26 protein-coding genes and 1 tRNA gene are annotated in these 25,343 nt (G+C 69.9%); 19 read left to right on the forward strand and 8 right to left on the reverse strand.

The genetic code is table 11. The features are described 5' to 3' along the window. Positions 1–193 precede the first annotated feature (193 nt). Positions 194–2,446 (forward strand): DNA topoisomerase IV subunit A, encoded by a 2,253-nt coding sequence (gene parC, locus ASG48_RS03160; RefSeq protein ID WP_055844985.1) that lies wholly within the window; start codon positions 194–196, stop codon positions 2,444–2,446. Positions 2,447–2,522: 76 nt separating this feature from the next. Here parC and ASG48_RS03165 read toward each other — a convergent pair whose 3' ends face one another. The 4 genes from ASG48_RS03165 to hemB all read right to left on the reverse strand — a co-directional run bounded on the left by ASG48_RS03165 (position 2,523) and on the right by hemB (position 6,029). Further along, complete coding sequence (locus ASG48_RS03165) at positions 2,523–3,434, reverse strand: DMT family transporter (protein ID WP_055844988.1); 912 nt, start codon at positions 3,432–3,434, stop codon at positions 2,523–2,525. A 157-nt stretch (positions 3,435–3,591) separates the two neighbouring features. Continuing rightward, on the reverse strand, positions 3,592–4,338 hold the full coding sequence (locus ASG48_RS03170; protein ID WP_055844990.1) for an arginyltransferase: 747 nt from the start codon (positions 4,336–4,338) through the stop codon (positions 3,592–3,594). 166 nt (positions 4,339–4,504) lie between these two features. Continuing rightward, positions 4,505–4,978, reverse strand: a complete 474-nt coding sequence (locus ASG48_RS03175; protein ID WP_348271111.1) for an RDD family protein — start codon at positions 4,976–4,978, stop codon at positions 4,505–4,507. An 88-nt stretch (positions 4,979–5,066) separates the two neighbouring features. Beyond that, complete coding sequence (gene hemB / locus ASG48_RS03180; protein ID WP_244486738.1) at positions 5,067–6,029, reverse strand: porphobilinogen synthase; 963 nt, start codon at positions 6,027–6,029, stop codon at positions 5,067–5,069. A 284-nt stretch (positions 6,030–6,313) separates the two neighbouring features. On the opposite strand from hemB, the gene ASG48_RS03185 reads away from it, so the two are divergent. The 10 genes from ASG48_RS03185 to ASG48_RS03230 all read left to right on the forward strand — a co-directional run bounded on the left by ASG48_RS03185 (position 6,314) and on the right by ASG48_RS03230 (position 16,442). Next, positions 6,314–6,730 carry a DUF6163 family protein gene (locus ASG48_RS03185; protein ID WP_055844997.1) on the forward strand — a complete coding sequence of 139 codons (417 nt, stop codon included), beginning with the start codon at positions 6,314–6,316 and terminating at the stop codon, positions 6,728–6,730. Between the two features lie 264 nt (positions 6,731–6,994). Beyond that, positions 6,995–7,504 (forward strand): MarR family winged helix-turn-helix transcriptional regulator, encoded by a 510-nt coding sequence (locus ASG48_RS03190; protein WP_055845001.1) that lies wholly within the window; start codon positions 6,995–6,997, stop codon positions 7,502–7,504. A gap of 347 nt (positions 7,505–7,851) precedes the next feature. Then, on the forward strand, positions 7,852–9,201 hold the full coding sequence (locus ASG48_RS03195) for a L,D-transpeptidase family protein (protein ID WP_055845004.1): 1,350 nt from the start codon (positions 7,852–7,854) through the stop codon (positions 9,199–9,201). A 181-nt stretch (positions 9,202–9,382) separates the two neighbouring features. Next, on the forward strand, positions 9,383–10,702 hold the full coding sequence (glyA, locus tag ASG48_RS03200) for a serine hydroxymethyltransferase (RefSeq protein ID WP_055845007.1): 1,320 nt from the start codon (positions 9,383–9,385) through the stop codon (positions 10,700–10,702). A gap of 9 nt (positions 10,703–10,711) precedes the next feature. Further along, on the forward strand, positions 10,712–11,200 hold the full coding sequence (gene nrdR, locus ASG48_RS03205) for a transcriptional regulator NrdR (protein WP_055845010.1): 489 nt from the start codon (positions 10,712–10,714) through the stop codon (positions 11,198–11,200). A gap of 28 nt (positions 11,201–11,228) precedes the next feature. Beyond that, positions 11,229–12,365, forward strand: coding sequence for a bifunctional diaminohydroxyphosphoribosylaminopyrimidine deaminase/5-amino-6-(5-phosphoribosylamino)uracil reductase RibD (gene ribD / locus ASG48_RS03210; RefSeq protein ID WP_055845014.1), 1,137 nt, complete (start codon positions 11,229–11,231; stop codon positions 12,363–12,365). A 36-nt stretch (positions 12,366–12,401) separates the two neighbouring features. Beyond that, complete coding sequence (locus tag ASG48_RS03215) at positions 12,402–13,031, forward strand: riboflavin synthase (RefSeq protein WP_055845017.1); 630 nt, start codon at positions 12,402–12,404, stop codon at positions 13,029–13,031. 120 nt (positions 13,032–13,151) lie between these two features. Beyond that, on the forward strand, positions 13,152–13,592 hold the full coding sequence (locus tag ASG48_RS03220; RefSeq protein WP_055845020.1) for a 6,7-dimethyl-8-ribityllumazine synthase: 441 nt from the start codon (positions 13,152–13,154) through the stop codon (positions 13,590–13,592). A gap of 4 nt (positions 13,593–13,596) precedes the next feature. Then, positions 13,597–14,091, forward strand: a complete 495-nt coding sequence (gene nusB, locus ASG48_RS03225; RefSeq protein ID WP_055845023.1) for a transcription antitermination factor NusB — start codon at positions 13,597–13,599, stop codon at positions 14,089–14,091. A gap of 200 nt (positions 14,092–14,291) precedes the next feature. After that, positions 14,292–16,442, forward strand: a complete 2,151-nt coding sequence (locus ASG48_RS03230) for a sodium-translocating pyrophosphatase (RefSeq protein WP_055845459.1) — start codon at positions 14,292–14,294, stop codon at positions 16,440–16,442. A 107-nt stretch (positions 16,443–16,549) separates the two neighbouring features. Here the strand turns inward: ASG48_RS03230 and ASG48_RS03235 are convergent, their stop codons facing one another. Continuing rightward, complete coding sequence (locus tag ASG48_RS03235) at positions 16,550–17,041, reverse strand: outer membrane protein assembly factor BamE (RefSeq protein ID WP_055845025.1); 492 nt, start codon at positions 17,039–17,041, stop codon at positions 16,550–16,552. A 210-nt stretch (positions 17,042–17,251) separates the two neighbouring features. On the opposite strand from ASG48_RS03235, the gene ASG48_RS03240 reads away from it, so the two are divergent. The 7 genes from ASG48_RS03240 (at position 17,252) to ASG48_RS03270 (ending at position 21,790) form a co-directional block, all read left to right on the forward strand. Next, positions 17,252–17,788 carry a ubiquinol-cytochrome C chaperone family protein gene (locus tag ASG48_RS03240; RefSeq protein WP_082529193.1) on the forward strand — a complete coding sequence of 179 codons (537 nt, stop codon included), beginning with the start codon at positions 17,252–17,254 and terminating at the stop codon, positions 17,786–17,788. Next, positions 17,785–18,351, forward strand: coding sequence for a DUF177 domain-containing protein (locus ASG48_RS03245; RefSeq protein ID WP_055845029.1), 567 nt, complete (start codon positions 17,785–17,787; stop codon positions 18,349–18,351). Before ASG48_RS03240 ends, ASG48_RS03245 begins: the two co-directional genes overlap by 4 nt. A gap of 85 nt (positions 18,352–18,436) precedes the next feature. Further along, positions 18,437–19,528: a phosphate acyltransferase PlsX gene (gene plsX, locus ASG48_RS03250; RefSeq protein ID WP_280137993.1), complete on the forward strand. Its 1,092-nt coding sequence runs from the start codon at positions 18,437–18,439 to the stop codon at positions 19,526–19,528. A 5-nt stretch (positions 19,529–19,533) separates the two neighbouring features. Continuing rightward, positions 19,534–20,505, forward strand: a complete 972-nt coding sequence (locus ASG48_RS03255; protein ID WP_055845462.1) for a beta-ketoacyl-ACP synthase III — start codon at positions 19,534–19,536, stop codon at positions 20,503–20,505. Positions 20,506–20,610: 105 nt separating this feature from the next. Beyond that, positions 20,611–20,958, forward strand: coding sequence for an integration host factor subunit alpha (locus ASG48_RS03260; RefSeq protein WP_055845034.1), 348 nt, complete (start codon positions 20,611–20,613; stop codon positions 20,956–20,958). Positions 20,959–20,989: 31 nt separating this feature from the next. Next, positions 20,990–21,622 (forward strand): MerR family transcriptional regulator, encoded by a 633-nt coding sequence (locus ASG48_RS03265; protein ID WP_055845039.1) that lies wholly within the window; start codon positions 20,990–20,992, stop codon positions 21,620–21,622. A 91-nt stretch (positions 21,623–21,713) separates the two neighbouring features. After that, positions 21,714–21,790, forward strand: a tRNA-Pro gene (locus tag ASG48_RS03270). A gap of 73 nt (positions 21,791–21,863) precedes the next feature. On the opposite strand, the gene ASG48_RS03275 is transcribed toward ASG48_RS03270, so the two are convergent. The 3 genes from ASG48_RS03275 to ASG48_RS03285 all read right to left on the reverse strand — a co-directional run bounded on the left by ASG48_RS03275 (position 21,864) and on the right by ASG48_RS03285 (position 24,618). Next, entirely contained in the window at positions 21,864–23,306 is a 1,443-nt protein-coding gene (locus ASG48_RS03275; RefSeq protein ID WP_055845465.1) for a cobyric acid synthase, read from the reverse strand. 149 nt (positions 23,307–23,455) lie between these two features. Continuing rightward, positions 23,456–23,926, reverse strand: a complete 471-nt coding sequence (gene greA, locus ASG48_RS03280) for a transcription elongation factor GreA (protein WP_055845043.1) — start codon at positions 23,924–23,926, stop codon at positions 23,456–23,458. Positions 23,927–24,168: 242 nt separating this feature from the next. After that, a complete protein-coding gene (locus tag ASG48_RS03285; protein WP_055845046.1) occupies positions 24,169–24,618 on the reverse strand; it encodes a MarR family transcriptional regulator in 450 nt (149 codons plus the stop codon). Between the two features lie 178 nt (positions 24,619–24,796). Between ASG48_RS03285 and ASG48_RS03290 the strand changes: the two genes are divergently transcribed. Next, positions 24,797–25,222, forward strand: a complete 426-nt coding sequence (locus ASG48_RS03290) for an organic hydroperoxide resistance protein (protein WP_055845049.1) — start codon at positions 24,797–24,799, stop codon at positions 25,220–25,222. Positions 25,223–25,343 lie beyond the last annotated feature (121 nt).

Raw genomic sequence — 25,343 nt, forward strand, 5'->3', positions numbered from 1 at the left:
CGCCCGGGCCCGACCGCGAAGCGGCTCGGCCTCGACCTTACGACGAAGCAGCCTTGCGCCGGAAGAAGGAAGCCAGAAGGCGGACGAATGTGGCAAAAGGAGGCGGGAGCGCGGGACGCCGCCGCGGCCGATGCGAGTCGCGGACGTTTGTTCTCCTCTTGTTCACGAGGGCGCCATCCAGTAGAGGACGCGCATGGGAAAACCGAGCACGCCGCCTTCCGATGGCGGCGACATCGAACCGATCGACCTCAAGGCGGCGCTCGAGGAGCGCTATCTCGCCTATGCGCTGTCGACGATCATGGGCCGCGCCCTGCCGGACGTGCGCGACGGCCTCAAGCCGGTCCATCGCCGCATCGTCCACGCCATGCGGGTTCTGCGGCTCGACCCCGGCCAAGGCTACAAGAAATGCGCGCGCATCGTGGGCGACGTGATGGGCAAGTTCCATCCGCACGGTGACGCCTCGATCTACGACGCGCTCGCCCGCCTCGCGCAGGACTTCTCGATCCGCTACCCGCTGATCGACGGACAGGGCAATTTCGGCAATATCGACGGCGATAGCCCGGCCGCCATGCGCTATACCGAGGCGCGCATGACCGATGTCGCGACGCTTCTCCTGCGCGGCATCGACGAGGACGCGGTCGACTTCAAGCCGACCTATAACGAGGAGGAGGACGAACCGGTCGTCCTGCCGGGCGCCTTCCCGAACCTCCTCGCCAACGGCTCGTCCGGCATCGCCGTCGGCATGGCCACCTCGATCCCGCCGCACAATGCCGCCGAGATCTGCGACGCGGCGCTGCATCTCATCGAGCGGCCCGAGGCCGACGTCGAGGCGCTGCTGCGCTTCATCCAGGGTCCGGACTTTCCGACCGGCGGCGTCATCGTCGACAAGCAGCCGCAGATCCGCGAGGCCTACGAGACCGGGCGCGGCTCGTTCCGCGTGCGGGCGCGCTGGCACAAGGAGGAACTGGCGCGCGGCGGCTATGTCGTCGTCGTCACGGAGATCCCCTATCAGGTGCAGAAGTCGCGCCTGATCGAGAAGATCGCCGAGCTCTTCCAGGCCCGCAAGCTGCCGCTCCTCGCCGACATCCGCGACGAATCGGCCGAGGACATCCGGGTCGTCATCGAGCCCAAGAGCCGGACCGTCGATCCCGAGCTCCTGATGGAGTCGATGTTCCGCCTCACCGATCTCGAGGCGCGCGTCTCGCTCAACATGAACGTGCTCTCCGGCGGCAAGGTCCCGCGCGTCCTGTCGCTGCGCGAGGTGCTGCTCGAATGGCTCGCCCATCGCCGCGACGTGCTGCAGCGGCGCACGCGCAACCGGCTCGGCCAGATCGAGCGGCGGCTGGAGATCGTGGCGGGCTATCTCGTCGCCTTCCTCAATCTCGACGAGGTGATCCGGATCATCCGCGAGGAGGACGAGCCCAAGGCCGAGCTGATGCGCACGTTCGAGCTGACGGACGTGCAGGCCGAGGCCATCCTCAACATGCGCCTGCGCTCGCTGCGCAAGCTGGAGGAGATGGAACTGCGCCGCGAGCACGAGGGGCTGACGCTGGAGAAGGCCGAGAAGGAGGCGCTGCTCGGCTCCGACGCCCTGCAGTGGAAGGCGATCGACGGCGAGATCCGCGAGGTCCGCGAGACCTTCTCGAAGAAGACCAAGCTCGGCAAGCGCCGCACGCTCTTCGCCGACGCGCCCGCGCGCGCCGAGGGCGACATCGCGGGCGCCCTGATCGAGCGCGAGCCGATCACCGTCGTGCTCTCGCAGAAGGGCTTCCTCCGGGCCCTGCGCGGGCACATGGCCGACGTCTCCACGCTGACCTTCCGCGAGGGCGACGGGCTCAAGCTCTTCTTCCACGCCATGACCACCGACCGCCTCGTCTTCCTCTCGACGGGCGGGCGCGCCTTCTCGCTCGGCGCCGACAAGCTGCCGGGCGGGCGCGGGCAGGGCGATCCGATCCGCCTCGCCTTCGAGCTCGAGGACGACCAGGACGTGGTGCTCGGCTTCGTCGCCGATCCCGAACGCCGCCGCCTCATGGTCTCCAGCGACGGCTACGGCTTCGTGGCGAGCGAGGCCGATCTCCTGTCGGGCACGCGCAAGGGCAAGCAGGTGCTCAATGTCGAGGCCAGGGTGCGTCTCGTGGCGGCCGTGCCGGTGGAGGACGGCGATCATGTCGCGATCGTCGGCGAGAACCGCAAGCTCCTCGTGTTCCCGCTGTCGCAGGTGCCGCAGATGGGACGCGGCAAGGGCATGCGCCTGCAGCGCTACAAGGACGGCGGCGTCTCGGACGTGAAGATCTTCAAGATCGGCGGCGGGCTCGTCTGGACGGACGCGGCCGGGCGCCAGTTCAACCGCTCGGCCGCCGAACTCGTCGGCTGGCTCGGAGACCGCGCGACGACCGGTCGCCTCGTGCCGAACGGCTTCCCCAAGACCAACCGCTTCGCCGGCTGAGGCCTGCCGGGCGCGGCGGCGAGGGCGGCGGGCCTGGTCGACGGTGCCGGAGGCGCCCCGGCGTATCGTCTGGTCCTCAGGCCGCCGGTGCCTGTTTCGGGCGCCGGCGCTGCGCGAGTTCCATCGCGGAATGGCCGACAAGGGCCGCGATCACCACCGCGCCGCCGACGAGGGCCATGGTGCGGGGCACCTCGTCGAACACCATCCAGACCCAGAGCGGTGCGAGCACCGTTTCCAGGAGGTAGCCCATGGAGACGACGGGCGCGGGCACGAAGCTCGGGGCGATCGACAGGCAGACGAGCGAGATCGGCAGGACGAGGCCGCCATTGGCGACGAGCCAGCCGACGCTTTCGGAGTGCAGCCCTTCTGCGAAGGCGAAGGGCGCGGCGAGGAGCGCGCAGGGGAGCATGCCGAGCGCCGAGGCGTAGCGCATGTCGCGCCCGCTGCGGCGCGTCAACGTCAGCGCCAGCGCGATGCAAAGGGCGGTCGCCAGCGCCGCGAGGTCGCCCATCCAGTTGCCGCTCTCGAGGCCGGAGCCGATGATGAGAGCGATGCCGAGCAGCGTCACCGGCACGGCCAGAACCGTGGCAAGGCTCGGCCTCTCGCCGATGAGCAGGAAGGAGAGGATCGCGGCGAAGAGCGGGTTGAGCGCCAGGATGAACACGACATTGGCCGCGTCCGTCGTGAAGATCGCCGTGACGAAGCCAAGCGAGGAGCAGGTATAGAGCCCCGTCACCAGAAGCCCGGCGCGCCCCGCCACGAGCGGCGGCGCCTTGCCGCCGCGCCGCTCGAAGGCCCAGAGCGCCAGGACGGCGAGGACGGCGAGCGAGCTGCGGATGAGGACGGCCGACCAGAAGCTCGAATCCGACAGGCGGATCATCGGGATGTCGAGCGACAGGAGAAGCCCGCCCATCGTCACGAAGCCGAGCCCTCTGGCATAGACGGCGCCGGCATCGGCATCGGCGGCGGTGGACGGAAGGCTGGCCATGGGACGAGAGCTCGCGGCGACGGGACGGGCACCGCGCCGCGGCGGAAGGGGGCGACGGTGCCGGGCGCGAGGGTCCCGGGTTAAGCGCCCGGGCGCGCGCGGCGCAAGCGATTTCGCCGCTGCCGGTGCAGAACCTGCCGCCCGCGCGGCGCCGGCCTCAGCCCTCGAAGCGCTCCCAGCCCTTGGGCATCAGGTGCTCCTGCGGCTGATAGCGGATCTTGTAGTCCATCTTGCGCGAGCCGCGCACCCAGTAGCCGAGATAGAGATAGGGCAGGCCGAGCGAGCGGGCGCGTTCGATATGGTCGAGGATCATGTAGGTGCCGAGACTGCGGGCCATCTCGTCCGGCTCGTAGAACGAGTAGACCATGGAGAGCCCGTCGCCCATCACGTCGGAGAGCGCGACGCCGAGGAGTTCGCCGTCCGAGCGCTGCGTGAAGGCGGAATCGGGGCCGCGGCGGCGATACTGGATGAGCCGCGTGTCGACCTGGCTGTCCTCCACCATCATCGCGTAGTCGAGGACGCTCATCTCCGACATGCCGCCATGGGTGTGGCGCGTCTCCAGATAGCGCCGGAACAGCGCGTACTGTTCGGAGGAGGGCTCGGCGTCGCTCATCCGCCCGACGAGGTCGGCGTTGCGCGCGGTCACCCGCCGCATCGTGCGCGAGGGCGTGAACTCGTCGACGAGGATGCGCACGGAGATGCAGGCGCGGCAGCGCTCGCAGGCCGGGCGATAGGCGATGTTCTGGCTGCGCCGGAAGCCGCCCTGCGTGAGGAGGTCGAGGAGGGCCGGCGCCCGGTCTCCCACGAGATGGGTGAAGACCTTCCGCTCGGCCTGGCCGGCGAGATAGGGGCAGGCAGACGGTGCGGTCAGGAAGAACTGCGGCGTCTGCGGATGAATGGTCATCGGGTCGGGCGTCCTGCCGGGTGCGCCGTGCGGTCCGGCGTCGTCGGAGCATAAATCAACACGGGCGGCCGGCGGAAGTCATGTCTCGGCGGAGCGGCCCGCAAGCCTTGCCGATTCTGCGCCGGAGCCCCGGGCGCGGGGGGCTCCGGCCGGCCGGATGCGACCTTCAGTCCGTGCGCACGACGACGGTGCCGAGGAGGAGATCGTGCAGGAGCTGCTTGCGCGCGGTGGCGAGGCCGACGAGGAGGACGAAGGGCGTCAGCACGGCCGTCGAGGCCCAGAACAGGACGCCGTGCAGGACCGCGAGCGCCGGGTCGACCCGACCGCCGTCGAGCCGCGCGACGCGAAGGCCCGCGAGCCGCATGCCCGGCGTCGCCTGTTTCGCCCCGCCCATCGTGAGGCCGATATAGGGGATGGCGACCAGCGGCAGGAGGATCGCGTAGAGGCCCCAGGCGAGGCCGAAGGAGAGGATGCCGAGGACGAAGACGAGGACGGCCAGCGGCACGCTCAGCGCGAGCACGATCGTGTAGTCGGCGACGAAGGAGAGCATGCGGCGCGTGCGCACGCTGCGGTAGAGGCGCGGCGCGTCGAGGGCGGAGGCGCGCGCTCCGGAAAGGGGCATCTCGGCCTGCTGCGTCACGTCGCGGTCTCCTTCGCATCTGACGGGACGCGTCGGTGCGGCCCGTTCGATCAGGACATGGGAAGCGGCGCGCCCCGTTGCAACGCCGTCAGCGCGCGAGAAGCGCGGCGGCCCGCGGCGAGAAGTAGCTGAGCACGCCCGCCGCGCCGGCCCGCTTGAAGGCCGACAGGCTCTCCATCATCGCGCGTTCCTCCTCCAGCCAGCCGTTGCCGGCCGCCGCCATGATCATCGCGTATTCGCCGGAGGTCTGGTAGGCGAAAGTCGGCATGGCGAATTCGTGCGCGAGGCGCGAGACGATGTCGAGATAGGGCAGGCCGGGCTTGACCATGATCATGTCCGCCCCTTCCGCGATGTCCTGCTCGGCCTCGCGGACCGCCTCCTCGGCATTGCCGTAGTCCATCTGATAGGTGCGCTTGTCGCCCTTCAGCAGCGTGTTCGAGCCGACCGCGTCGCGGAACGGGCCGTAGAAGGCGGAGGCGTATTTGGCGGCGTAGCTCATGATGAGCGCGTCGCCGTGGCCGGCCTCGTCGAGGGCGGCGCGGATGCAGGCGACGCGACCGTCCATCATGTCGGAGGGCCCGATGATGTCGCAGCCCGCCTCCGCCTGCACCACCGCCTGCCGGCACAGGATCTCCACGCTCTCGTCGTTGACGATGCGGCCCTCGCGCAGGATGCCGTCGTGGCCGTGGCTCGTATAGGGATCGAGCGCGACGTCGCAGAGAATGCCGATGTCGGGCACCGCCTTCTTGATGGCGCGCGTCGCCCGGCACACGAGATTGTGCGCGTTCAGCGCCTCGGTGCCGAACTCGTCGCGCTTCTCGGTGCCGGTGAAGGGAAAGAGCGCCACGACCGGGATGCCGAGATCGCGCGCCCGCAGCGCGGCCTCCACGCAGCCCTCGACCGAGAGGCGGAAGACGCCGGGCATGGAGGCGACGGGCACGGGCTCGCCGCCGCCCTCGCGCACGAAGATCGGCCAGATGAGATCGTCGGGCAGGAGGCGCGTCTCGCGCACCAGCCGGCGCACCCAGTCCGTCCGCCGCAGCCGCCGCATCCGGCGCCCGCCGGTCGCATCGTCGATGCGGGCGGTGACGTCTGGCTTTCGCGAGGAGGAGTTCGTCATGGCAGGCGGCCTTTCGCGGGGCTGCGCAAGCGCGGGGGTCCGATGCTCTAAGCCCTGCGGATGCCCCCCGCAAGATTGACGATCCTTTCCGCAATGCTCTACGGAACGGGGGTGCCCACCCTCGTCCCAGCCCGTGCCGCCCTTCGCAACGCCGCGCGCCGCCGCCCGGGTTCCGCCCGCACGAAGCCCGGACGACAGATGCGGGGAGGCGCCTCTTGAAGCCGATCGGCGCCGAATCGGAGGAGCGCCTGAACCGCCGTCTGACGATCTGGCTCCTGCGTCTCTTCTCGGTCGCGCTCTTCTGGATCGGTATCGGCTGCTGGATCCGCCTCGTCGGCATCTTCGACGGACCGCTCTCGCGCTTCGACCTGATGCCCGTCTGGTGGAAGATCGCCACGCCCGCGCTCGCCGTCCTCTATCCCGTGGCCGCGATGGGGCTCTGGCTGCCGGCGACCTGGGGCGTCGTGATCTGGGTTCTGATCGCCACGACCGAGGTGATGATGCATGTGGGCTTCCCGCATCTCTTCGGCCCCGGCCTCGTGCTGCCGGCCCTGCACCTCTTCGGCCTCACCATGCTCCTGATCCTGCGCCTCATCGGCTGGCGGGAGAAGCGCCGCGCCCGCGGCTACTGATCGGGCGTCCGACTGCCCGGACTGGGCGTCGCGGGCGTCGGATCAAGGCCGCTGCAAGTCACGCGCGGCCGGTTCGTCGGCCGAGGGTTACCAAGCCCTGTAGAAGCGACGCGAAACACTTCACGTTAATCAAGCAACGGTGTCGGCCACGCGCAAGGTGCTGTTAAGTCTGTGGTTTAAGTCGAATTTTAGAGGGGGTGCCTAGTGTCGGCCTCAAGATGGAGTGACTCGAAAAATCCATCGCACAACAGCGGAGCCCGACCCATGAACGCCAAGTCGAATCTCGACAGTGCTCAACCCATGGAACCGAAGACTGAACTGAAGTCCCTCTATCTTGAGACCTTGCAACTGGTCGAGCGGCTGCACCGCCGGCTCCTGGACGTGATCAAGGACGAGTTCGACCGCAACGAGCGCACCGATATCAACGCCGTGCAGGCGCTGCTCCTGTTCAACATCGGCGATTCCGTGCTCACGGCGGGCGAGCTGCGCACCCGCGGCTTCTATCTCGGCTCGAACGTCTCCTACAATCTGAAGAAGCTCGTCGAGCTCGGCTTCATCAACCACCAGAAGTCGCGCATCGACCGGCGCGCCGTGCGCGTGTCGCTGACCGATGCGGGCCGCGAGGTCGCCGCGGTCGTCGCCGATCTCTACGACCGCCATATCGGCTCCATCGACAAGGTGGGCGGCCTCGACGAACAGGAGTTCCAGAAGCTCAACCGCTCGCTGCAGCGGCTCGACCGCTTCTGGAACGACACGATCGCCTATCGTCTCTGACCGGGAGAACCCGGACCGGACGGGCGCCGCCATGATGGCGCGCGCAAGGGCCCATGACGGCGCCCGCCCGACGCCCCGCGGCCATGACGGCCGGCGGGGTTTCGGCGTTTCAGGGGCTTCGCGAGGCCGGTCGCCATGCGCCCGATCCCGGCCGGACCCGTCGCGACGGCCGCCCGCATCACGCCGGATTGTGCCCGGCTTCACGCTTTGGCCGCATTGTCGCGGCTTACCTCCTCGTCATCTGAGCCCCATGCCGCGCTGCGGCGGACGACGCCTTCGTTAGCCTCCGGTTAAGCATGCGCGGCTAGTTTCGACCGCCGGACATCGATCCGGTCGACGGGGGACCGATGAAGACCAAGAAGACCACGCTCGCCGCTTCCGCGCTCACGCGCCGCGCCTTCGTTCTGGGAACGGCGGGCGCAGGGCTCACGGCCTTCGCGGGTTCGGCGCTCGCGCAGAACGCCATCGACGACCTTCTCTCGGCGCCCAGTCGCGGCAACTGGGACGACCAGTTCGACATGCGCGGCTCGAACGTGAAGCAGGTGGCCTCGAACTCGCCGGTCTTCTCGACGAGCACGCTGCAATCCACCCAGGCGGCCATCGAGAGCTACCGGCAGATCGTGGCCATGGGCGGCTGGCCGATGGTGCCGGACCAGGCGCCGATGAAGCTCGGCGTCGAGGGCCCGGCCGTCGCCGCGCTGCGCCAGCGCCTCGCCATGTCCGGCGACCTCGCGCAGGACCGCGTCCAGTCCGGCGCCTTCGACAGTTTCGTCGACGCCGCCGCCAAGCGCTTCCAGGCCCGCCACGGACTGCCGGCGGACGGCGTCGTCTCGACCTACACCTACAAGGCGCTGAACGTGCCGGCCGATCTTCGGCTCGGCCAGCTCATGACGAACATGAACCGGCTGCAGAACGAGCCGATGGTGCAGGCCCCGGCGCCGCGCTTCGTCATGGTCAACATCCCGGCCGCTTCCATCGAGGCGGTGGAGAACGGCCGCGTCGTGCAGCGCCACACGGCCGTCGTCGGCAAGATCGACCGCCAGTCGCCGATCCTGAACTCGCAGATCACCAACCTGAACCTCAATCCCTACTGGCACGCGCCGGCGTCCATCGTGCGGCGCGACATCATTCCGCTGATGCAGAAGGACCCGACCTATCTGGAGCGGAACGAGATCCACATCTTCGCCGCCGACGGCACGGAGATCCCGCCGCAGTCCATCAACTGGCAGACCGAGGAGGCGGTGAAGTACCTGTTCCGCCAGAATCCCGGCAAGAACAACGCGATGGCCTCGGTGAAGATCAACTTCCCGAACCCGCATGCCGTCTACATGCACGACACGCCGCAGCAGGGCCTGTTCTCCGAGCTGATGCGCTTCGCCTCCTCGGGCTGCGTGCGCGTGCAGAACGTGCGCGACCTCATCGTCTGGCTCGCCCGCGACGAGCCGGGCTGGGACCGCCAGCGCATCGAGCAGGTCATCGCCACGCGCCAGCGCCAGGACATCGACCTCACCCATCCGGTGCCGGTCTTCTTCACCTACGTCACCGCCTGGGCGACGGACCCGACCGTCGTGCAGTTCCGCGACGACATCTACCACCGCGACGGCGTCGAGCAGCTGGCGATGAGCGAGCTGACGACCACGGCCTACGCCGCCGACCAGCAGAACCCCTACGCGCGCGGCGACGACGAGGGCTACTGAGCCCTCGCGCCTCTCCCGCCGACAGATCCGGATGGGCCGGCGCCGGGAGGCGCCGGCCCTTGCCGTTCCGGGCCGCGGCAACGCGCGTGTTGGTGCCGCGTGCCGCCTGTGATAAGGGCGCTGGACGAGGCCCGCCCGCTTCGTATCCGAGATCGAAACCATCAGTTCGAGGACTTTAGCGATGAGCCAGGCGACCCGCGCCGACGACACGTCTCTGACCGAGACCTTCTTCACCGGCATGCTCGGCGACCGCGATCCCGCGCTCTACGCCGCCATGAAGGACGAACTGGCCCGCCAGCAGAACGAGATCGAGCTGATCGCCTCCGAGAACATCGTCTCGCGCGCGGTGCTCGAGGCGCAGGGGTCGATCCTCACCAACAAATATGCCGAGGGCTATCCGGGGCGGCGCTACTACGGCGGCTGCGCGTTCGTGGACGTGGTCGAGGATCTGGCCATCGACCGCGCCAAGAAGCTCTTCTCCTGCGAATATGCCAACGTGCAGCCGAACTCGGGCAGCCAGGCCAACCAGGCGGTGCTCCTGGCGCTCGCCAAGCCCGGCGACACGCTGCTCGGCATGAGCCTCGACGCGGGCGGCCATCTCACGCACGGCGCCAAGCCGAACCTCTCGGGCAAGTGGTTCAACGCCGTCCAGTACGGTCTGGATCTCGCCACCGGCCTCATCGACTACGATCAGGTGGAGCGCCTCGCCGAGGAATCGAAGCCCACCATCATCGTCGCGGGCGGCTCGGCCTATTCGCGCCGCATCGATTTCGCCCGGTTCCGCGCCATCGCCGACAAGGTCGGCGCGATCCTCTGGGTGGACATGGCCCATTTCGCCGGCCTCGTCGCCGGCGGCCAGCATCCGAGCCCGTTCCCGCACGCCCATGTCGCGACCTCGACGACGCACAAGACGCTGCGCGGGCCGCGCGGCGGTCTCGTCCTGACCAATGACGAGGCCATCGCCAAGAAGATCAACTCGGCGATCTTCCCCGGCCTCCAGGGCGGCCCGCTCATGCATGTCATCGCCGGCAAGGCGGCCGCCTTCGGCGAGGCGCTGACGCCGCAGTACCGCGCCTACATGACGGCCGTCGCCGAGAACGCCAAGGTTCTCGCCGAGACGGTGAAGGAGGGCGGGTTCGACATCGTCTCCGGCGGCACCGACACCCATCTCATGCTCGTCGATCTGCGCCCGAAGAACCTGACGGGCAAGGAGTCCGAGATCGCGCTCGGCCGCGCCGCCATCACCTGCAACAAGAACGGCGTGCCGAACGACCCGCAGAAGCCGACCATCACCTCCGGCATCCGCCTCGGCACCCCGGCCGCCACCACCCGCGGCTTCGGCACGGCCGAGTTCCGCGAGGTCGGCAAGCTGATCGTCGAGGTGCTCGACGGGCTCGTCTCCGTCGGCCCCGGCGGCGACAATTCGGCGGTCGAGAAGCGCGTGCACGACAAGGTGCTGCAGCTCACCGGCCGCTTCCCGATCTACCCGAACCTCGGCTGATCGACACATATGCGCTGTCCCTATTGCGGTTCGATGGACAGCCAGGTGAAGGACTCGCGCCCCGCCGAGGACGGCGGGGCGATCCGGCGGCGTCGGATCTGCCCGGACTGCAGCGGCCGCTTCACCACCTTCGAGCGCGTGCAGCTGCGCGAGCTGATGGTGCTGAAGAAGTCCGGCCGCCGCGTTCTCTTCGACCGCGACAAGCTCGCGCGCTCCGTCGAGACGGCGCTGCGCAAGCGTCCGGTCGATCCCGAGCGCGTCGAGCGGCTGATCGCCGGCATCGTGCGCCAGCTCGAACAGTCCGGCGAGGCGGAGATCGCTTCCGACACGATCGGCGAGCGCGTGATGGAGGCGCTGAAGGGCCTCGACGACGTCGCCTATGTGCGCTTCGCCTCCGTCTACCGGAATTTCCACGGCGCCCGCGATTTCGGGCAGCTCATCGACGAGATCGCCCGGGCCGACAAGGCGCATGGCGACGGGCAGGACCCGCAGGGCTGATCTCGTGGCTCCAGCGGAGATAGTTCCCATGCCCGTTCCCGAGGCCGTCGCGACCGAAGAGGACCGGCGCTTTATGGCCGCCGCCATCCGCTTCGCCGAGCGCCATCGCGGACTGACGGCGACGAACCCTTCGGTCGCGACGCTCGTCGTGCGCGACGACGGGGCCGGGCCGGTGATCGTCGGGCGCGGCGTCACAGCGCTCGGCGGCCGCCCGCATGCGGAGACGGCGGCGCTGGCCGAGGCCGGCGCGCTGGCCATCGGCGCGACCGCCTATGTCACGCTCGAGCCCTGCGCTCATCACGGCCGCACGCCCCCTTGCGCCGAGGCGCTCGTGGCCGCCGGCATCGCGCGCGTCGTCTCGGCCTCCGCCGATCCGGACGTGCGGGTGGACGGGCGCGGCCACGGGATCCTGCGCGCCGCGGGCCTCACCGTCGTGCCCGGCCTCCTCGCCCGCGAGGCGGCCGAGCGCCTGTCCGGCTACCTCACCCGGCACGCCCGCAACCGCCCGCAGGTCACGCTCAAGATCGCCGTCTCGCGCGACGGCAAGATCGGCCGCAGGGGCGGGGGACAGGTGAAGATCACCGGGCCCGTCGCCGACCGGCAGACCCATCTCGTGCGCGCCCAGAGCGACGCGATCCTCGTCGGGATCGGCACGGTGGCCGAGGACGACCCGCGCCTCGACTGCCGGCTGCCCGGGCTCGGCGCCCGCTCGCCGCGCCGCATCGTGCTCGATCCCATGCTCCGCCTCGATCCGGCTTCGGCCTTCGCGCGCGGCGCGAAATCCCTACCGACGCAGCTGGCCGTCCTGCCGAATGTCGACGGAATGCGCCGGCAGGCGCTCGAGGCGATGGGCTTCGGCTTCCTCGCCTGCGAGACCGTGCCCGGCACCGGCCGCGTCGCGCTCCCCGAGCTTCTCGAGGATCTGGGCGCCACCGGCACGATGACCGTCCTCGTCGAGGGCGGCGCCACCATCGCCCGCAGCTTCCTCGCCGAGGATCTGGTCGACCGCCTCATCCTCGTCGAGGGGCCGGTGACGATCGGGGCGGACGGCGTCGACGCGCCGGTGACGCTCCCTGAGGCGAAGACGCGTTTTCGCCTTGCCCGCCACGACCGCTTCGGCGAAGACCTCTGGCACGAATTCGATCTGCGCGGCCCCCGCCGCTGAGCGGGAGGGCCGGCGGACAAGCCACGGGAAGACCGGATGTTCACGGGTATCGTCACCGATGTCGGGCGCATCGCCCGCGTCGAGGAACTGGAGGCCGGCCGTCGCCTGCGCGTCGAGACCGCCTACGACCCCGCCACGATCGCCATCGGCGCCTCGATCGCCTGTTCCGGCGTCTGCCTCACCGTCACGCGCCTGCCCGAGGACGGCACGCGCTGGTTCGAGGTGGAGGCCTGGGAGGAGGCGCTGCGCCTGACGACCGCATCGACCTGGGCCGAGGGCACCGCGATCAACCTCGAACGCTCCCTGAGGATCGGGGACGAGATCGGCGGCCATCTCGTCTCCGGCCATGTCGACGGGCAGGCCGAGATCCTGTCGCGGCGGGAGGAGGGGGAGGCGGTGCGCTTCCGCCTCCGCGCCGGTCCGGGGGAGGCCCGCTTCATCGCCCGCAAGGGCTCGGTCTGCCTCGACGGGACGTCGCTGACGGTGAACGCCGTCGAGGACGACGCCTTCGACGTCCTCCTCATCCGGCACTCGCTGGAGGTCACGACCTGGGGCCTGCGGCAGCCGCGAGACCGCGTGAACCTTGAGGTCGATCAGATTGCGCGCTATGCGGAGCGCCTGTTCGGCGCGCCGGCCGGGTCGCAGCGATCCGCATCGGCGCAGTAGGCCGGGCATCGTGAGTTTCCCGCGCGTCTCGCCCGCCCATCGCTCCGTCGCATCCCGCTCGACGATGCGACGCAGCGCGCCGCGCGTTCCGCATTCGTTGTGAAGAAGGATCGTCCGGCCATGGCCCTGCATCTCCTGATCGTCGAGGCACGCTTCTACGACCACCTCGCCGACCTCGCGCTCGAGGGCGCCAAGGCCGCGCTGGACGCGGCCGGTGCGACCTACGACGTCGTCACCGTGCCGGGCGCGCTGGAGATTCCCGCCACCATCTCCTTCGCGCTGACCGGCGCCGAGGACGGCGGGCGCAACTACGACGGCTACGTCGCCCTCGGCTGCGTCATCCGCGGCGAGACCTACCATTTCGACATCGTCGCCAACGAGTCCTGCCGCGGCATCCTGCAGCTTTCCATGGAAGGACTGGCCATCGGCAACGGCATCCTGACGGTGGAGAACGAGGAGCAGGCGATCGAGCGCGCCGACATGCGCCGCAAGGACAAGGGCGGGGGCGCGGCGCGCACGGCGCTGCACATGATCGCGTTGCGCGAAAAGCTCGGGGGCTGAACCCATGGCCGATCCGCAGAACGACACGCGTCCCGTAAAGCCCGCCAACAAGCGCGGCGCCGCACGGCTCGCCGCCGTGCAGGCGCTCTACCAGATGGATGTCGGCGGCACGCCGCTGCTCGAGACGGTGGCCGAATACGAGTCCTTCCGGCTCGGGCAGGAGATCGACGGCGAGACCTATCGCGATGCGGATGCGGCCTGGTTCCGGGACGTCGTCTCGGGCGTCGTGCGCGGGCAGACCGCGCTCGACCCGCTGATCCACACCTCGCTGCCCGACGACTGGCCCCTCTCGCGCCTCGACACGACGCTGCGCGCCATCCTGCGGGCGGGCGCCTACGAGGTGGTCAACCGCCGCGACGTGCCGGTCGCCGTCGTCATCACCGAATATCTCGACGTCGCGCGCGCCTTCTACAATGCCGACGAGCCGGGCCTCGTGAACGCCGTGCTCGACCGTATCGCGCGCCGCACGCGCGGCGAGGGGCGCGGCACCGGCGCCTGAACGCGCCGCCCCGCGGTGCTCTTCGGAGGCGACGCGCCCGCGCTCCGCTCGCGCCCCCTGCGGTCAACCCTCGCTTGACGTCCCCCGCCCCTTCGATAACCTCCCCTTGCCTGGCGTGGGGGGACGGCGGGCATCCATCCCCCATGCGCCCGGATAACGAGGCGGCCGGCAACGTATCGGCCGATCAGCGGGGGGAATACATGCCGACAATCCTGATGACAGTCGCACTCTGCGGGGTGCTCGCAATCGTCTATGCGGCCTTCGCCACCCGCTCCGTGCTTGCCGCCGACCAGGGCAACGCACGGATGCAGGAGATCGCGGGCGCCATCCGCGAGGGCGCGCAGGCCTATCTCGCCCGCCAGTACACGACCATCGCCATCGTCGGCGCCGTGGTCTTCCTCGCCACCTGGGGCCTCCTGTCGCTCTTCGCCGCCGTCGGCTTCCTCGTCGGTGCGGTCCTGTCGGGGCTTGCCGGCTTCATCGGCATGAACGTCTCGGTGCGGGCGAACGTGCGCACGGCGCAGGCGGCCTCCAAGTCGCTGAGCCTCGGCCTCGACATCGCCTTCAAGTCGGGCGCCATCACCGGCCTTCTCGTCGCCGGCCTCGCGCTCCTCGGCGTCACCGTCTACTTCCTCGTCCTCACCTCGCAGTTCGGCTTCGCGCCGTCGGACCGCACGGTCATCGACGCGCTCGTCTCGCTCGGCTTCGGCGCCTCGCTGATCTCGATCTTCGCGCGTCTCGGCGGCGGCATCTTCACCAAGGGCGCCGACGTCGGCGGCGATCTCGTCGGCAAGGTCGAGGCCGGAATCCCCGAGGACGACCCGCGCAACCCGGCGACCATCGCCGACAATGTGGGCGACAATGTCGGCGACTGCGCGGGCATGGCGGCCGATCTCTTCGAGACCTACGCGGTGACGGTCGTGGCCACGATGGTGCTCGGCGCCATCTTCTTCGGCGGCACGGCGATGGTTGGCACCGTCATGGCCTATCCGCTCGCCATCTGCGGCGCCTGCATCCTCACCTCGATCGTCGGCACGTTCTTCGTGCGCCTGGGCACCAACGGCTCGATCATGGGCGCGCTCTACAAGGGCCTGTGGGCGACGACGCTCCTGTCGATCGTCGGGCTGGCGGTCGCCACGCAGGCCACCATCGGCTTCGGCGATCTCGGCGCCATGGCCTCGGGCGAGGTGCTGAACGGCCTCAACCTCTTCGTCTGCGGCGTCATCGGCCTCGCGGTGACCGGGCTCATCGTCTGGATCACCGAGTACTACACCGGCATCGGCTTCCGCCCGGTGCGCTCCATCAGCCAGGCCTCGGTGACCGGGCACGGCACCAACGTCATCCAGGGCCTCGCCGTCTCGCTGGAATCCACCGCCCTCCCGACGCTCGTCATCGTCGGCGGCATCGTCTCCACCTTCCAGCTCGCCGGCCTCTACGGCACCGGCATCGCCGTCACCGCCATGCTCGGCACCGCCGGCATGATCGTGGCGCTCGACGCCTTCGGCCCCGTCACCGACAATGCCGGCGGCATCGCGGAGATGGCGGGTCTGCCGCCGGACGTGCGCAAGTCGACCGACGCGCTGGACGCGGTCGGCAACACGACCAAGGCCGTCACCAAGGGCTACGCCATCGGCTCGGCCGGGCTCGGCGCGCTCGTCCTCTTCGCCGCCTACAACTACGATCTCCAGTATTTCGTGGCGGAAGCGGCGGCGGGCCGGGGCTACCCCTATTTCCAGGGCGTGACGCCGGACTTCTCGCTCACCAACCCCTTCGTCGTCGTCGGCCTCCTCCTCGGTGGACTCATCCCCTTCCTCTTCGGCGGCATCGCCATGACGGCCGTCGGCCGCGCGGCGAGTTCGGTCGTGGAGGAGGTCCGGCGCCAGTTCAAGGAGAAGCCGGGCATCATGGCCGGCACCGAGCGGCCGGACTATGCGCGCGCCGTCGACATGCTGACGCGCGCGGCCATCCGCGAGATGGTCGTGCCCTCGCTCCTGCCGGTGCTCGCGCCCATCGTCGTCTATTTCGCGGTGCTTCTCATCGCCGGCAAGAGCCAGGCCTTCTCGGCCGTCGGCGCCATGCTGCTCGGCGTGATCGTCACCGGCGTCTTCGTCGCCATCTCCATGACCTCGGGGGGCGGGGCCTGGGACAATGCCAAGAAGAGCTTCGAGGACGGCTTCGTCGATCAGAACGGCGTGCGCCACATGAAGGGCTCGGACGCGCACAAGGCCTCCGTCACCGGTGACACGGTGGGCGATCCCTACAAGGACACGGCGGGGCCGGCCGTGAACCCGGCGATCAAGATCACCAATATCGTGGCGCTGCTGCTGCTGGCGATCCTCGCGCATCAGTGAGCGGTCCTCGCCCGGCGCCTTCGTGCCGGGCGCGCTCTGCCGAACGAAGAAGGGCCCCGCGACGCCGGTCGCGGGGCCCTTCCGTTCGTCTGGCGGATGGCGGACGCCTACTGGCCGAGCGGGCCGGGGCGCTGCGAGCCGACGCGCGGCGGGGCGCCCGGCGCCAGGATCTGGCCGAGGAAGCTCGCATCCTTGCCGCCCGTGGGCGTCGTGCGCGAGATGAAGTCGAAGGGCACGCCGTTCTGCAGGCCGTAATTGGCCAACCGCTCCACCGTGCCCTGCTCGTTGAAGTAGACGGCCAGGATGCGCTGGTCGACGAGGCGCGGGTTCATGAAAGCGACGGGGCGCACCCGCTTCTGCGAGATGTAGTAGAAGACCTCCGTGTCGAAGGTCGCCTTGGTCGAGGGCGAGCCGAGCGCGAGCAGCACCTGTTCGCGGCTGGAGCCGGTCGGCACGAGCTCGATCGTCTTGTCGTCGACGACGTAGCCCTGGTTCATCACTTCCTGGGTCGAGCAGGCCGGCAGCGTCAGGGCGCCGGCGGTGCCGAGCGCCAGCGCGGCCAGACGGGACAGGCGGATCAGGCGGGTCGTTTCTGTCATTGCCCCTCACACAGCATGGAACGCTTGGCGCCGGCGGCGGCGTTCGCCGACCGGACCCGGGCGCCGGCCGAGGCGGGACCGGCCTCCCGCCGGCCGCGTTCGGCCCGACGCCTGCGCTCGGCGGCCTTGGTAAAGCACCTGCCGCGGCGTTGCAATCGAAGCGGCGCTGTGGCACCGCACGGCGCGTATGCTTCCGCACCGGACCCATTGATGTTCAAAGCCTTCAAGCTGCGCCGGCGCAACCGCGAGATCGTCGACGCGCTGTTCGCGACCCTGGTGGAGGCGGCCCGCCAGCCGCCGCTCTACGCCCGGATGGGCGTGCCGGACACGCCGCTCGGCCGCTTCGAGGCGCTCGGCGTCCACGTGCACCTGCTCCTGCGGCGCTGTGCGGGCGACCCCGCGCTGAAGGCCCTGTCGCAGGACGTGCTCGACCGTTTCATGACCGATCTCGACGCCTCGATCCGCGAGCTCGGCGTCGGCGACCAGTCCGTGCCCAAGCGCATGAAGAAGCTCGCCGGCATGTTCTACGAGCGCGTGGCCGGCTACGACGCCGCCTATGACGGGCCCGAGCCGCTGCCCGCGCTCGCCGCCGCCCTGCCGGGGCGCGTCCTGCCGCCCGGCACCGACCCGGCCGGTGATGCGGCGCGGGCGCTCGCCGCCTATATGATCGAGGCACGGGACGCGATGAACGCCACGTCCGACGAGGACATCCTCGCCGGCGCGCTGAAGACGAAGCACCTGCCATGAAGAACCGCAAGAATCCCCTGTCGCTCTGGGCCTCGGTGGTCAAGCTGCCCAAGGCCGGCATGCCCATCGACTTCGAGGCGGGCCCGCAGGAGCGCGAGGGCCTCGCCGACCAGCTCGGCATCCTAGCGGTGGAGCGCCTGCGCGCCGGCCTCCTCGTCAAGGCCTGGCGGGCCGACGGCATCTCGGTGCGCGGCTCGCTCTCGGCCGTCGTGGTGCAGGAATCGGTGGTAACGCTCGAGCCGGTGACGCAGAGCGTCGACGAGCCCGTCGATCTCGTCTTCGTGCCGCAGAATTCGCGTCTGGCGCGGCCGCCCGAGATGGAGGGCGGCGAGCTCTTCATCGATCCGGAGGGCGACGACAGTCCCGAGCCCTTCGCCGGCGACCGCATCGACCTCGGCCCCTATCTCGCCGAGATCCTCTCGCTCGGGCTCGATCCCTATCCCCGCCGCAGCGGCGAGGCCTTCGAGGCCGTGGTCGAGGACGATCCCGACGCCGACCCTGCGCGCTCGGCCTTCGATATCCTGCGTTCGATCGGGCCTGCCAACGACGAGGGCCGCTCGTGAAAGCGGCGCATTCGATTGCCGTTCCCAGCCGAACGGTTATGTTCCCGCGGCGCCGCACCGGATGGCGCGTTCAGGCGAGCGGCATTTGAGCAAGTCAGACCCGATCACAATCTCCGTCGACGCGATGGGCGGCGACCACGGCCCGGCTGTGGTGCTGGCCGGCGTCGCGATCACGCAGCAGCGCCATCCCGACGCGCGCTTCGTCCTGTTCGGCGAGAGCGACGCCGTGCTGCCCGTGCTCGACCGCCATCCCGCGCTGAAGGCCGTCTCGACCTTCCATCATTGCGACGTGTCGATCCGCATGGACGACAAGCCGAGCCAGGCGCTGCGCCAGGGGCGCTACCGCTCCTCCATGTGGCGCGCGATCGAGGCGGTGAAGACGGGCGAGGCGCATGTCGCCGTCTCGGCCGGCAATACCGGCGCGCTGATGGCCATGGCAAAGTTCTGCCTGCGCACCATGGCCAATATCGAGCGCCCGGCGATCGCCGCGATCTGGCCGACCCTGCGCGGCGAGAGCATCGTCCTCGACGTCGGCGCCACGATCGGCGCGGACGCCCAGCAGCTGATCGACTTCTCCATGATGGGCGGCGCCATGGCGCGCGCGCTCTTCCGGCTCGAGCGCCCGACCGTCGGCCTCCTCAATATCGGCGTCGAGGAGGTGAAGGGCCAGGACGAGATCCGCGAGGCCGGCCGTCTCCTCAAGGAGACCGAGATGCCCGGCATCGAGTATCACGGCTTCGTGGAGGGCAACGACCTCGGCAAGGGCACGGTGGACGTCGTCGTGACGGAAGGCTTCACCGGCAACATCGCGCTGAAGACGGCCGAGGGCACGGCTCGCCAGATCGCCGGCTATCTCAAGGCCGCGATGACGCGCACCTGGATGGCCAAGCTCGGCTATCTCCTCGCCAAGAGCGCCTTCGACCGGCTGCGCGACAAGATGGACCCCAACAAGGTGAACGGCGGCGTGTTCCTCGGCCTCAACGGCATCGTCATCAAGAGCCATGGCAGCGCCGACGCGGAGGGCGTGGCGGCCGCGATGGACCTCGCCTACGCGATGGCGAGCGACGGCCTGCTCGCCAAGATCGAAGCCGACCTCCAGACCTTCCACCATCGCGTCTCCGACGAGGCGGCTCCCGAGCCCGCCGCGCCCACCATCCTGCCGGGAGCCGCGCAATGACGACGATCCTCGCCTCGCGCGTCCTCGGCACCGGCTCCGTCCTGCCCGAGCGCATCATGCGCAACACCGATTTCGAGGGCGTCGTGGAGACGTCCGACGAGTGGATCCGCCAGCGCACCGGCATCGAGCAGCGCCACATCGCGGGCGAGGGGGAGACGACGGTCTCGCTCGGCACGGAGGCCGCGCGCCGCGCGCTCGCGGCCAGCGGCCTCGTGCCGACCGACATCGACCTCATCATCCTCGCCACCTCGACGCCCGACAACACCTTTCCCGCCTCCGCCGTGCAGATCCAGGAGCGGCTGGGTATCACGACGGGCTTCGCCTTCGACGTGCAGGCCGTGTGCTCGGGCTTCGTCTACGCGCTGACCACGGCCGACCTCTACATTCGCGGCGGCATGGCGCGGCGCGTCCTCGTCATCGGCGCCGAGACCTTCTCGCGCCTTCTCGACTGGAACGACCGCACGACCTGCGTCCTCTTCGGCGACGGGGCCGGCGCCCTCGTGCTCGAGGGGTTCGAGGCGGAGGAGGGGGCGGAGCGCCCCGGCATCCTCGTCTCCAAGCTGCGCTCGGACGGGCGCCATCGCGAGAAGCTCTATGTCGACGGCGGTCCGTCCTCCACGGGCACGGTCGGCAAGCTGCGCATGGAGGGCCGCGAGGTCTTCAAGCACGCCGTCGGCATGATCACCGACGTGATCGAGGACAGTTTCGCTGCCACGGGCCTCGGCGCCGGGGACATCGACTGGTTCGTGCCGCACCAGGCCAACCGGCGCATCATCGACGCCTCCGCCCGCAAGCTCGGCATTTCGCCCGAGAAGGTGGTCGTGACCGTCGACCGGCACGGCAACACCTCCGCGGCCTCCATTCCGCTCGCGCTCGACACGGCCGTGCGGGACGGACGCGTGAAGCGCGGCGACCTTGTCCTGCTCGAGGCGATGGGCGGCGGCTTCACCTGGGGGGCGGTCCTGGTGCGCTGGTGAGGCCAGTCCCTTGATTGCCATGCGCAATTCGTTAATGTAGCGCTCGTTCGAGCGATCGGCGGGCGTTGGGGAGCGCCTCCGGTCCAGCTGGTTTAGGGGATATCGATGGGTGACAAGACCCTGACGAGGGCCGACCTGACGGAGGCCGTCTTCCGCAAGATCGGGCTTTCGCGGACGGAATCGGCCTACCTCGTCGAGATGGTCCTGGAAGAGATCTGTTCGACGATCGCCAAGGGCGAGTCCGTGAAGATCTCCTCCTTCGGTTCCTTCCTCGTGCGCGAGAAGAACGAACGCGTCGGCCGCAACCCGAAGACGGGCGAGGAAGTGCCGATCTCGCCGCGCCGCGTCGCCGTGTTCAAGCCGTCCAACGTGATGAAGGACCGCATCCTGCAGGCGCATGTCGAGCGGCAGTCCTCGCAGCGCGAGTTCTCCGCCCTGAAGGCCGCCGAGTAGCGGTGCGCAGTCCAGCGCGCCGGGCCCGCCCGTGAACGACAAGAGCATCGACGCCTTCCGCACCATCAGCGAGGTGGCGGAGGATCTCGACCTGCCGCAGCATGTGCTGCGCTTCTGGGAAACGCGCTTCCAGCAGATCCGCCCGATGAAGCGGGCCGGTGGTCGCCGCTACTACCGGCCGGACGATGTCGAGCTCCTGAAGGGCATCCGCCACCTCCTCTACGTCAAGGGTTTCACCATCCGGGGCGTGCAGAAGATCCTGAAGGAGAACGGCAACCGCGCGGTCATGGCGCTCGGGCGCGGCGAGGACGGCCTTTCTCTGCCCCAGGCGCCCGCCCATCCGGACGAGCCCGAGGTCTTCGTCCCCGAGCCGGAGGATTTCCACGAGGGCGCGGATCGCGAGGCCGAACCGGAGTTCGACGAGCTCGACAGGATCGTCGGCCTCTCGCCGAACGCCGTCCCGCCCTCGGCGCCCCAGCGCCCCGAGACGGCGGGCGACCACAAGAGCAAGGGACTGGCAGGACTGATGCGGCGCGAACCCCCGATGGCACAGGGCAATTCCGAGAGTGCCGGGCGCGCCCTGCCGCGCGACAGCGTCGAGGCGCTGGACCGGGTGATCCTGCAGCTTCTGGAATGCAAGCGCCTGCTCGATCAGGTGCGCTGAGCCGCGCCGCTTCCCGGCCTGCCAGTATCCTGGGCCATGCGCATCGAATCCCTTGCGCGGCGCCTCGGTTTTCTCTAGGGGTTCTCGCAGTCGGAGCGTAGCGCAGCCTGGTAGCGCACTTGGATGGGGTCCAAGGGGTCGGAGGTTCGAATCCTCTCGCTCCGACCAATCTTCCCCAGAAATCGAAATGAACTGACGAGCGGGTCGCGTGGCCGGGAATGGTCCTGCGCGCTCTGGCGCGTCAGGCCGCCAGCGTCAGAAGCCGGTCGAGATCGACATGCCGTTCCAGATGGTCGGCAAGCGCGTCGAGCGCGTCCTCGATGCGCCGCTCGAAGGCGAGCGCGGACGGGGCGAGACCGAGCGCCCTGAGGAGCGCTGCGCGCTGCCGGTCGTCCGTGAAGAGGCCGTGCACATAGGTGCCGGCGACGAGCCCGTCCGCGCTGCGTGCGCCTTCGGCGCGCCCGTCCGAGAGGGTCCCGAAGGGCCGCCCGCGCCCCGGGCCGGAGGTCTCGCCGACATGCATCTCGTAGCCGCGATAGGGAATGCCGCCGGGAAGGGTGAGGCCGCTCACCGGCGCCAGGCTCTTCGTCGCGGTGAGAATGGTCTCGACGTCGAGAAAGCCGAGTCCATCGACGCTTGCCGCCGGCCCTTCCAGCCCGTGCGGGTCGCGGAGGCGCGTGCCCAGCATCTGGTAGCCGCCGCAGACGCCCAGGATCGCGCCGCCGCGCCGGTGGTGCACGGCGAGGTCGTGATGGAGGCCCGCGGCGTGCAGGGCGCCGAGGTCGGCGATCGTCGTCTTCGACCCCGGCAGGACGACGAGGGCCGCCTCCGGCGGGATCGCCTCGCCCGGGCGCACGAGCACGAGGCGCAGGCCGGGCTCGGCCTCCAGCGGGTCGAGATCGTCGAAATTGGCGATGGAGGGCAGGACGATCGCCGCGACGGTGACCTCGCCCTCCGTCGCGGACGCCTTGGCGCCGAGCGAGAGCGCGTCCTCGGCGGGCAGGTGGGCGGCCTCGGGCAGATGCGGCACGAGGCCGAGCGAGGGCCAGCCGCTCAGCCGCTCGATGGCGGTCATCCCGTCGGCGAAGAGGGTCGGGTCGCCGCGGAAGCGGTTGACGATGAAGCCGCGCACCATGGCCGCGTCGAGCGGATCGACGACGGCGCGCGTGCCGACGATCTGCGCGATGACGCCGCCGCGGTCGATGTCGCCGACGAGGATCACCGGCACGGCCGCCGCCCGCGCGAATCCCATATTGGCGATGTCGCCGACCCGCAGGTTGATTTCCGAGGCGCTGCCCGCGCCTTCGACGAGGACGAGATCGGCGCTCGCGCGCAGATGGGCGAAGCTCTCGAGCACTCTCTCCATGAGGCGGGGCTTCCACGCCTGATAGTCGCGCGCGCTGGCCTGGCCCGCCACGCGCCCGCGCACCACGATCTGCGCGCCGACCTGGCTCTGCGGCTTGAGAAGCACGGGGTTCATGTGGACGCTGGGCGCGAGCCCGGCGGCGCGGGCCTGCAGCGCCTGCGCGCGGCCGATCTCTCCGCCGTCCGCCGTGACGGCGGCGTTGTTCGACATATTCTGCGGCTTGAAGGGCGCGACGCGAAGGCCCCGCCGGACATAGGCGCGCGCCAGACCCGCCACGATCAGCGACTTGCCGACATCCGACCCCGTGCCCTGGATCATCAGGGCGCGGGCGGTCACGGGCGGCCCTTTCGGGCGGGGAAAAAGCGATTCGTCATGGCCGCGAGAGCATCACAGCGCTACCGCCGCGCCTAGCGAAACCTGCGGACGGTGGTGCCGCGCATCACGCCGGACGGAACCTGCGCTGCCCTTCAGTCCGCGGCGATCTCGACGATCTCGGCCTTGCCGGTGCCCGCGGTCACCTCGTCCCCGACTTCCTTGCCCATCAGCGCACGCGAGATCGGCGCGAGATAGGAGAGGAGCCCCTTGGTCGGGTCGGCCTCGTCGATCCCGACGATGCGGAAGGTTTGGCGGCGGCCGTCGTCGCGCTCCAGCTCGACGCGGCAGCCGAACTGCACGCTCGTCGGCTCGCTCGGCGCCGCCGTCACCTCGGCCGTGGCGTGGCGGGCGCGCCAGTAGCGCAGGTCGCGCGCGATCGTGGCCATGGCGATCTTGTCGTCGGCCGCGCGCGCCGTCTCCAGCTCCGCCTCGAGACGGGCCACCTCGCCGTCGATCAGCGCCATGCCCGTCTCGGTGACGATGTTGGGATCCTCGCCGAGCTCGCGATCGGGCAGGACCTCGACCTGGCTGTCATTGGGTTCCTTGACGAAGGCGACGCTCATGGATCTCAGCTTTCCAACGACGCTGCGGGGCCGGAGCCGCGCAGCGTCCGATTTTCGGGTCAGCCTCCTATGTGGCGCTCGAACGCGGCTCCGCCAAGCCTTGGCCTTCGGCAGGTGCCGTCCCGCCCGGTCAAGAATCTCAGACGAAACAGATCGTTGGGCGGGATCGCGAAGGCTGCGACTCATCTGGATTAAGCGATTTGGGGCCGTCCCGCCTCCTTCCGTCCCGCCTCCGGCCGCCGTCAGCGCTCGCGCAGCGCCGCGGTGAGCGCGTCGCGCAGGGCGCGCACCTCCTGCGTGAGGTCGCGCACGCGCTCCAGCGTCAGGCCGGAGGCGGAGAGCAGCGCCTCGCCGAGACAGGCCGAGCGGTCCTTGAGGTCGCGCCCCTCCTCGGTCGCCCGCACCAGAACCTGCCGCTCGTCGCTGCGGCTGCGCGTGCGCTCCACGAGACCGGCCGCCTCCAGCCGTTTGACCAGCGGCGTGATGGTCGAGGAGTCCAGCAGCAGCCGGTCTGCGATGGCGCCGACCGTCAGCTCCTGCGTTTCCCAGAGCGCGTGCAGGACGAGATATTGCGGATAGGTGATGCCGAGTCGGTCGAGCATCGGCTTGTAGAGACGCCCGATGGCCATCGAGGCCCCGTAGAGGCCGAAGCAGAGCTGCTCGTCGAGCGGCAGGGTGGGCTGGCGGGCCATGGCGATGCGTCCGAGGAGGCGAATGCGACGACGATAGCAGATATCGCGATAAGGGTCTGGACGGATCGCAATCCCCCGGCTAGAAAAGATTATCGCGATATTGAATATCGCGACATGTTTCATCGTCCCGCCGCCGCTTCGGCCCGCTCGGCGAACGTATCCCGGAAGGAGCACTCCCATGCCCGTCACCGTCATCTACAAGACCTCCGCCACGGCGACCGGCGGGCGCGACGGCGCCGCTCGCTCGGACGACGGCTCGGTGGACGTGAAGCTCGTCGTCCCCAAGGAGATGGGCGGCCCGGGCGGCGAGGGGGCCAATCCCGAGAAGCTCTTCGCGGCCGGCTATTCCGCCTGCTTCCTCGGCGCCATGAAGGCGATCTCCTCGAAGGTCGGCGTGAAGGTGCCGGCCGAGGCGACGGTCTCGGCGGAAATCGGCTTCGGCCCGCGTTCGGAAGGCGGCTACGGCATCACGGCCGATCTCTCCGTCGACCTGCCGGGCGTCGATCGCGCCGATGCCGAGCGCCTGATGGCCGCGGCCCACGAGATCTGCCCCTATTCCAACGCCACGCGCGGCAATGTCGATGTCGGCCTGACCCTGGTCTGAGCCGCGTCGGACCCCGCCTGCCGTCCTCTCACGCGGCAGGCGGGGCGACCGTCCCCTCTCGTGCGACCGATGCGCCGACGCGGTGGCGCTCGGGCGCGCGCGACCCATATGCGGCCGACCT

Origin of the sequence: Aurantimonas sp. Leaf443 (genome assembly GCF_001425575.1) — a bacterium.
In the GTDB taxonomy this organism is placed as follows: domain Bacteria; phylum Pseudomonadota; class Alphaproteobacteria; order Rhizobiales; family Rhizobiaceae; genus Leaf443.

Bases quoted from the DNA above. Each gene is read 5' to 3' on its own strand.
- ASG48_RS03165 (WP_055844988.1), bottom strand. From the start codon at position 3,434: ATGGCCAGCCTTCCGTCCACCGCCGCCGATGCCGATGCCGGCGCCGTC.
- parC (WP_055844985.1), top strand. From the start codon at position 194: ATGGGAAAACCGAGCACGCCGCCTTCCGATGGCGGCGACATCGAACCG.
- ribD (WP_055845014.1), top strand. From the start codon at position 11,229: ATGCCCGTTCCCGAGGCCGTCGCGACCGAAGAGGACCGGCGCTTTATG.
- ASG48_RS03190 (WP_055845001.1), top strand. From the start codon at position 6,995: ATGAACGCCAAGTCGAATCTCGACAGTGCTCAACCCATGGAACCGAAG.
- ASG48_RS03260 (WP_055845034.1), top strand. From the start codon at position 20,611: ATGGGTGACAAGACCCTGACGAGGGCCGACCTGACGGAGGCCGTCTTC.
- ASG48_RS03170 (WP_055844990.1), bottom strand. From the start codon at position 4,338: ATGACCATTCATCCGCAGACGCCGCAGTTCTTCCTGACCGCACCGTCT.
- ASG48_RS03285 (WP_055845046.1), bottom strand. From the start codon at position 24,618: ATGGCCCGCCAGCCCACCCTGCCGCTCGACGAGCAGCTCTGCTTCGGC.
- glyA (WP_055845007.1), top strand. From the start codon at position 9,383: ATGAGCCAGGCGACCCGCGCCGACGACACGTCTCTGACCGAGACCTTC.
- ASG48_RS03235 (WP_055845025.1), bottom strand. From the start codon at position 17,041: ATGACAGAAACGACCCGCCTGATCCGCCTGTCCCGTCTGGCCGCGCTG.
- nrdR (WP_055845010.1), top strand. From the start codon at position 10,712: ATGCGCTGTCCCTATTGCGGTTCGATGGACAGCCAGGTGAAGGACTCG.
- hemB (WP_244486738.1), bottom strand. From the start codon at position 6,029: ATGCGGCGGCTGCGGCGGACGGACTGGGTGCGCCGGCTGGTGCGCGAG.
- ASG48_RS03245 (WP_055845029.1), top strand. From the start codon at position 17,785: ATGAAGAACCGCAAGAATCCCCTGTCGCTCTGGGCCTCGGTGGTCAAG.
- ASG48_RS03290 (WP_055845049.1), top strand. From the start codon at position 24,797: ATGCCCGTCACCGTCATCTACAAGACCTCCGCCACGGCGACCGGCGGG.
- ASG48_RS03275 (WP_055845465.1), bottom strand. From the start codon at position 23,306: ATGATCCAGGGCACGGGGTCGGATGTCGGCAAGTCGCTGATCGTGGCG.
- nusB (WP_055845023.1), top strand. From the start codon at position 13,597: ATGGCCGATCCGCAGAACGACACGCGTCCCGTAAAGCCCGCCAACAAG.
- ASG48_RS03230 (WP_055845459.1), top strand. From the start codon at position 14,292: ATGCCGACAATCCTGATGACAGTCGCACTCTGCGGGGTGCTCGCAATC.
- ASG48_RS03215 (WP_055845017.1), top strand. From the start codon at position 12,402: ATGTTCACGGGTATCGTCACCGATGTCGGGCGCATCGCCCGCGTCGAG.
- greA (WP_055845043.1), bottom strand. From the start codon at position 23,926: ATGAGCGTCGCCTTCGTCAAGGAACCCAATGACAGCCAGGTCGAGGTC.
- ASG48_RS03195 (WP_055845004.1), top strand. From the start codon at position 7,852: ATGAAGACCAAGAAGACCACGCTCGCCGCTTCCGCGCTCACGCGCCGC.
- ASG48_RS03240 (WP_082529193.1), top strand. From the start codon at position 17,252: ATGTTCAAAGCCTTCAAGCTGCGCCGGCGCAACCGCGAGATCGTCGAC.
- ASG48_RS03220 (WP_055845020.1), top strand. From the start codon at position 13,152: ATGGCCCTGCATCTCCTGATCGTCGAGGCACGCTTCTACGACCACCTC.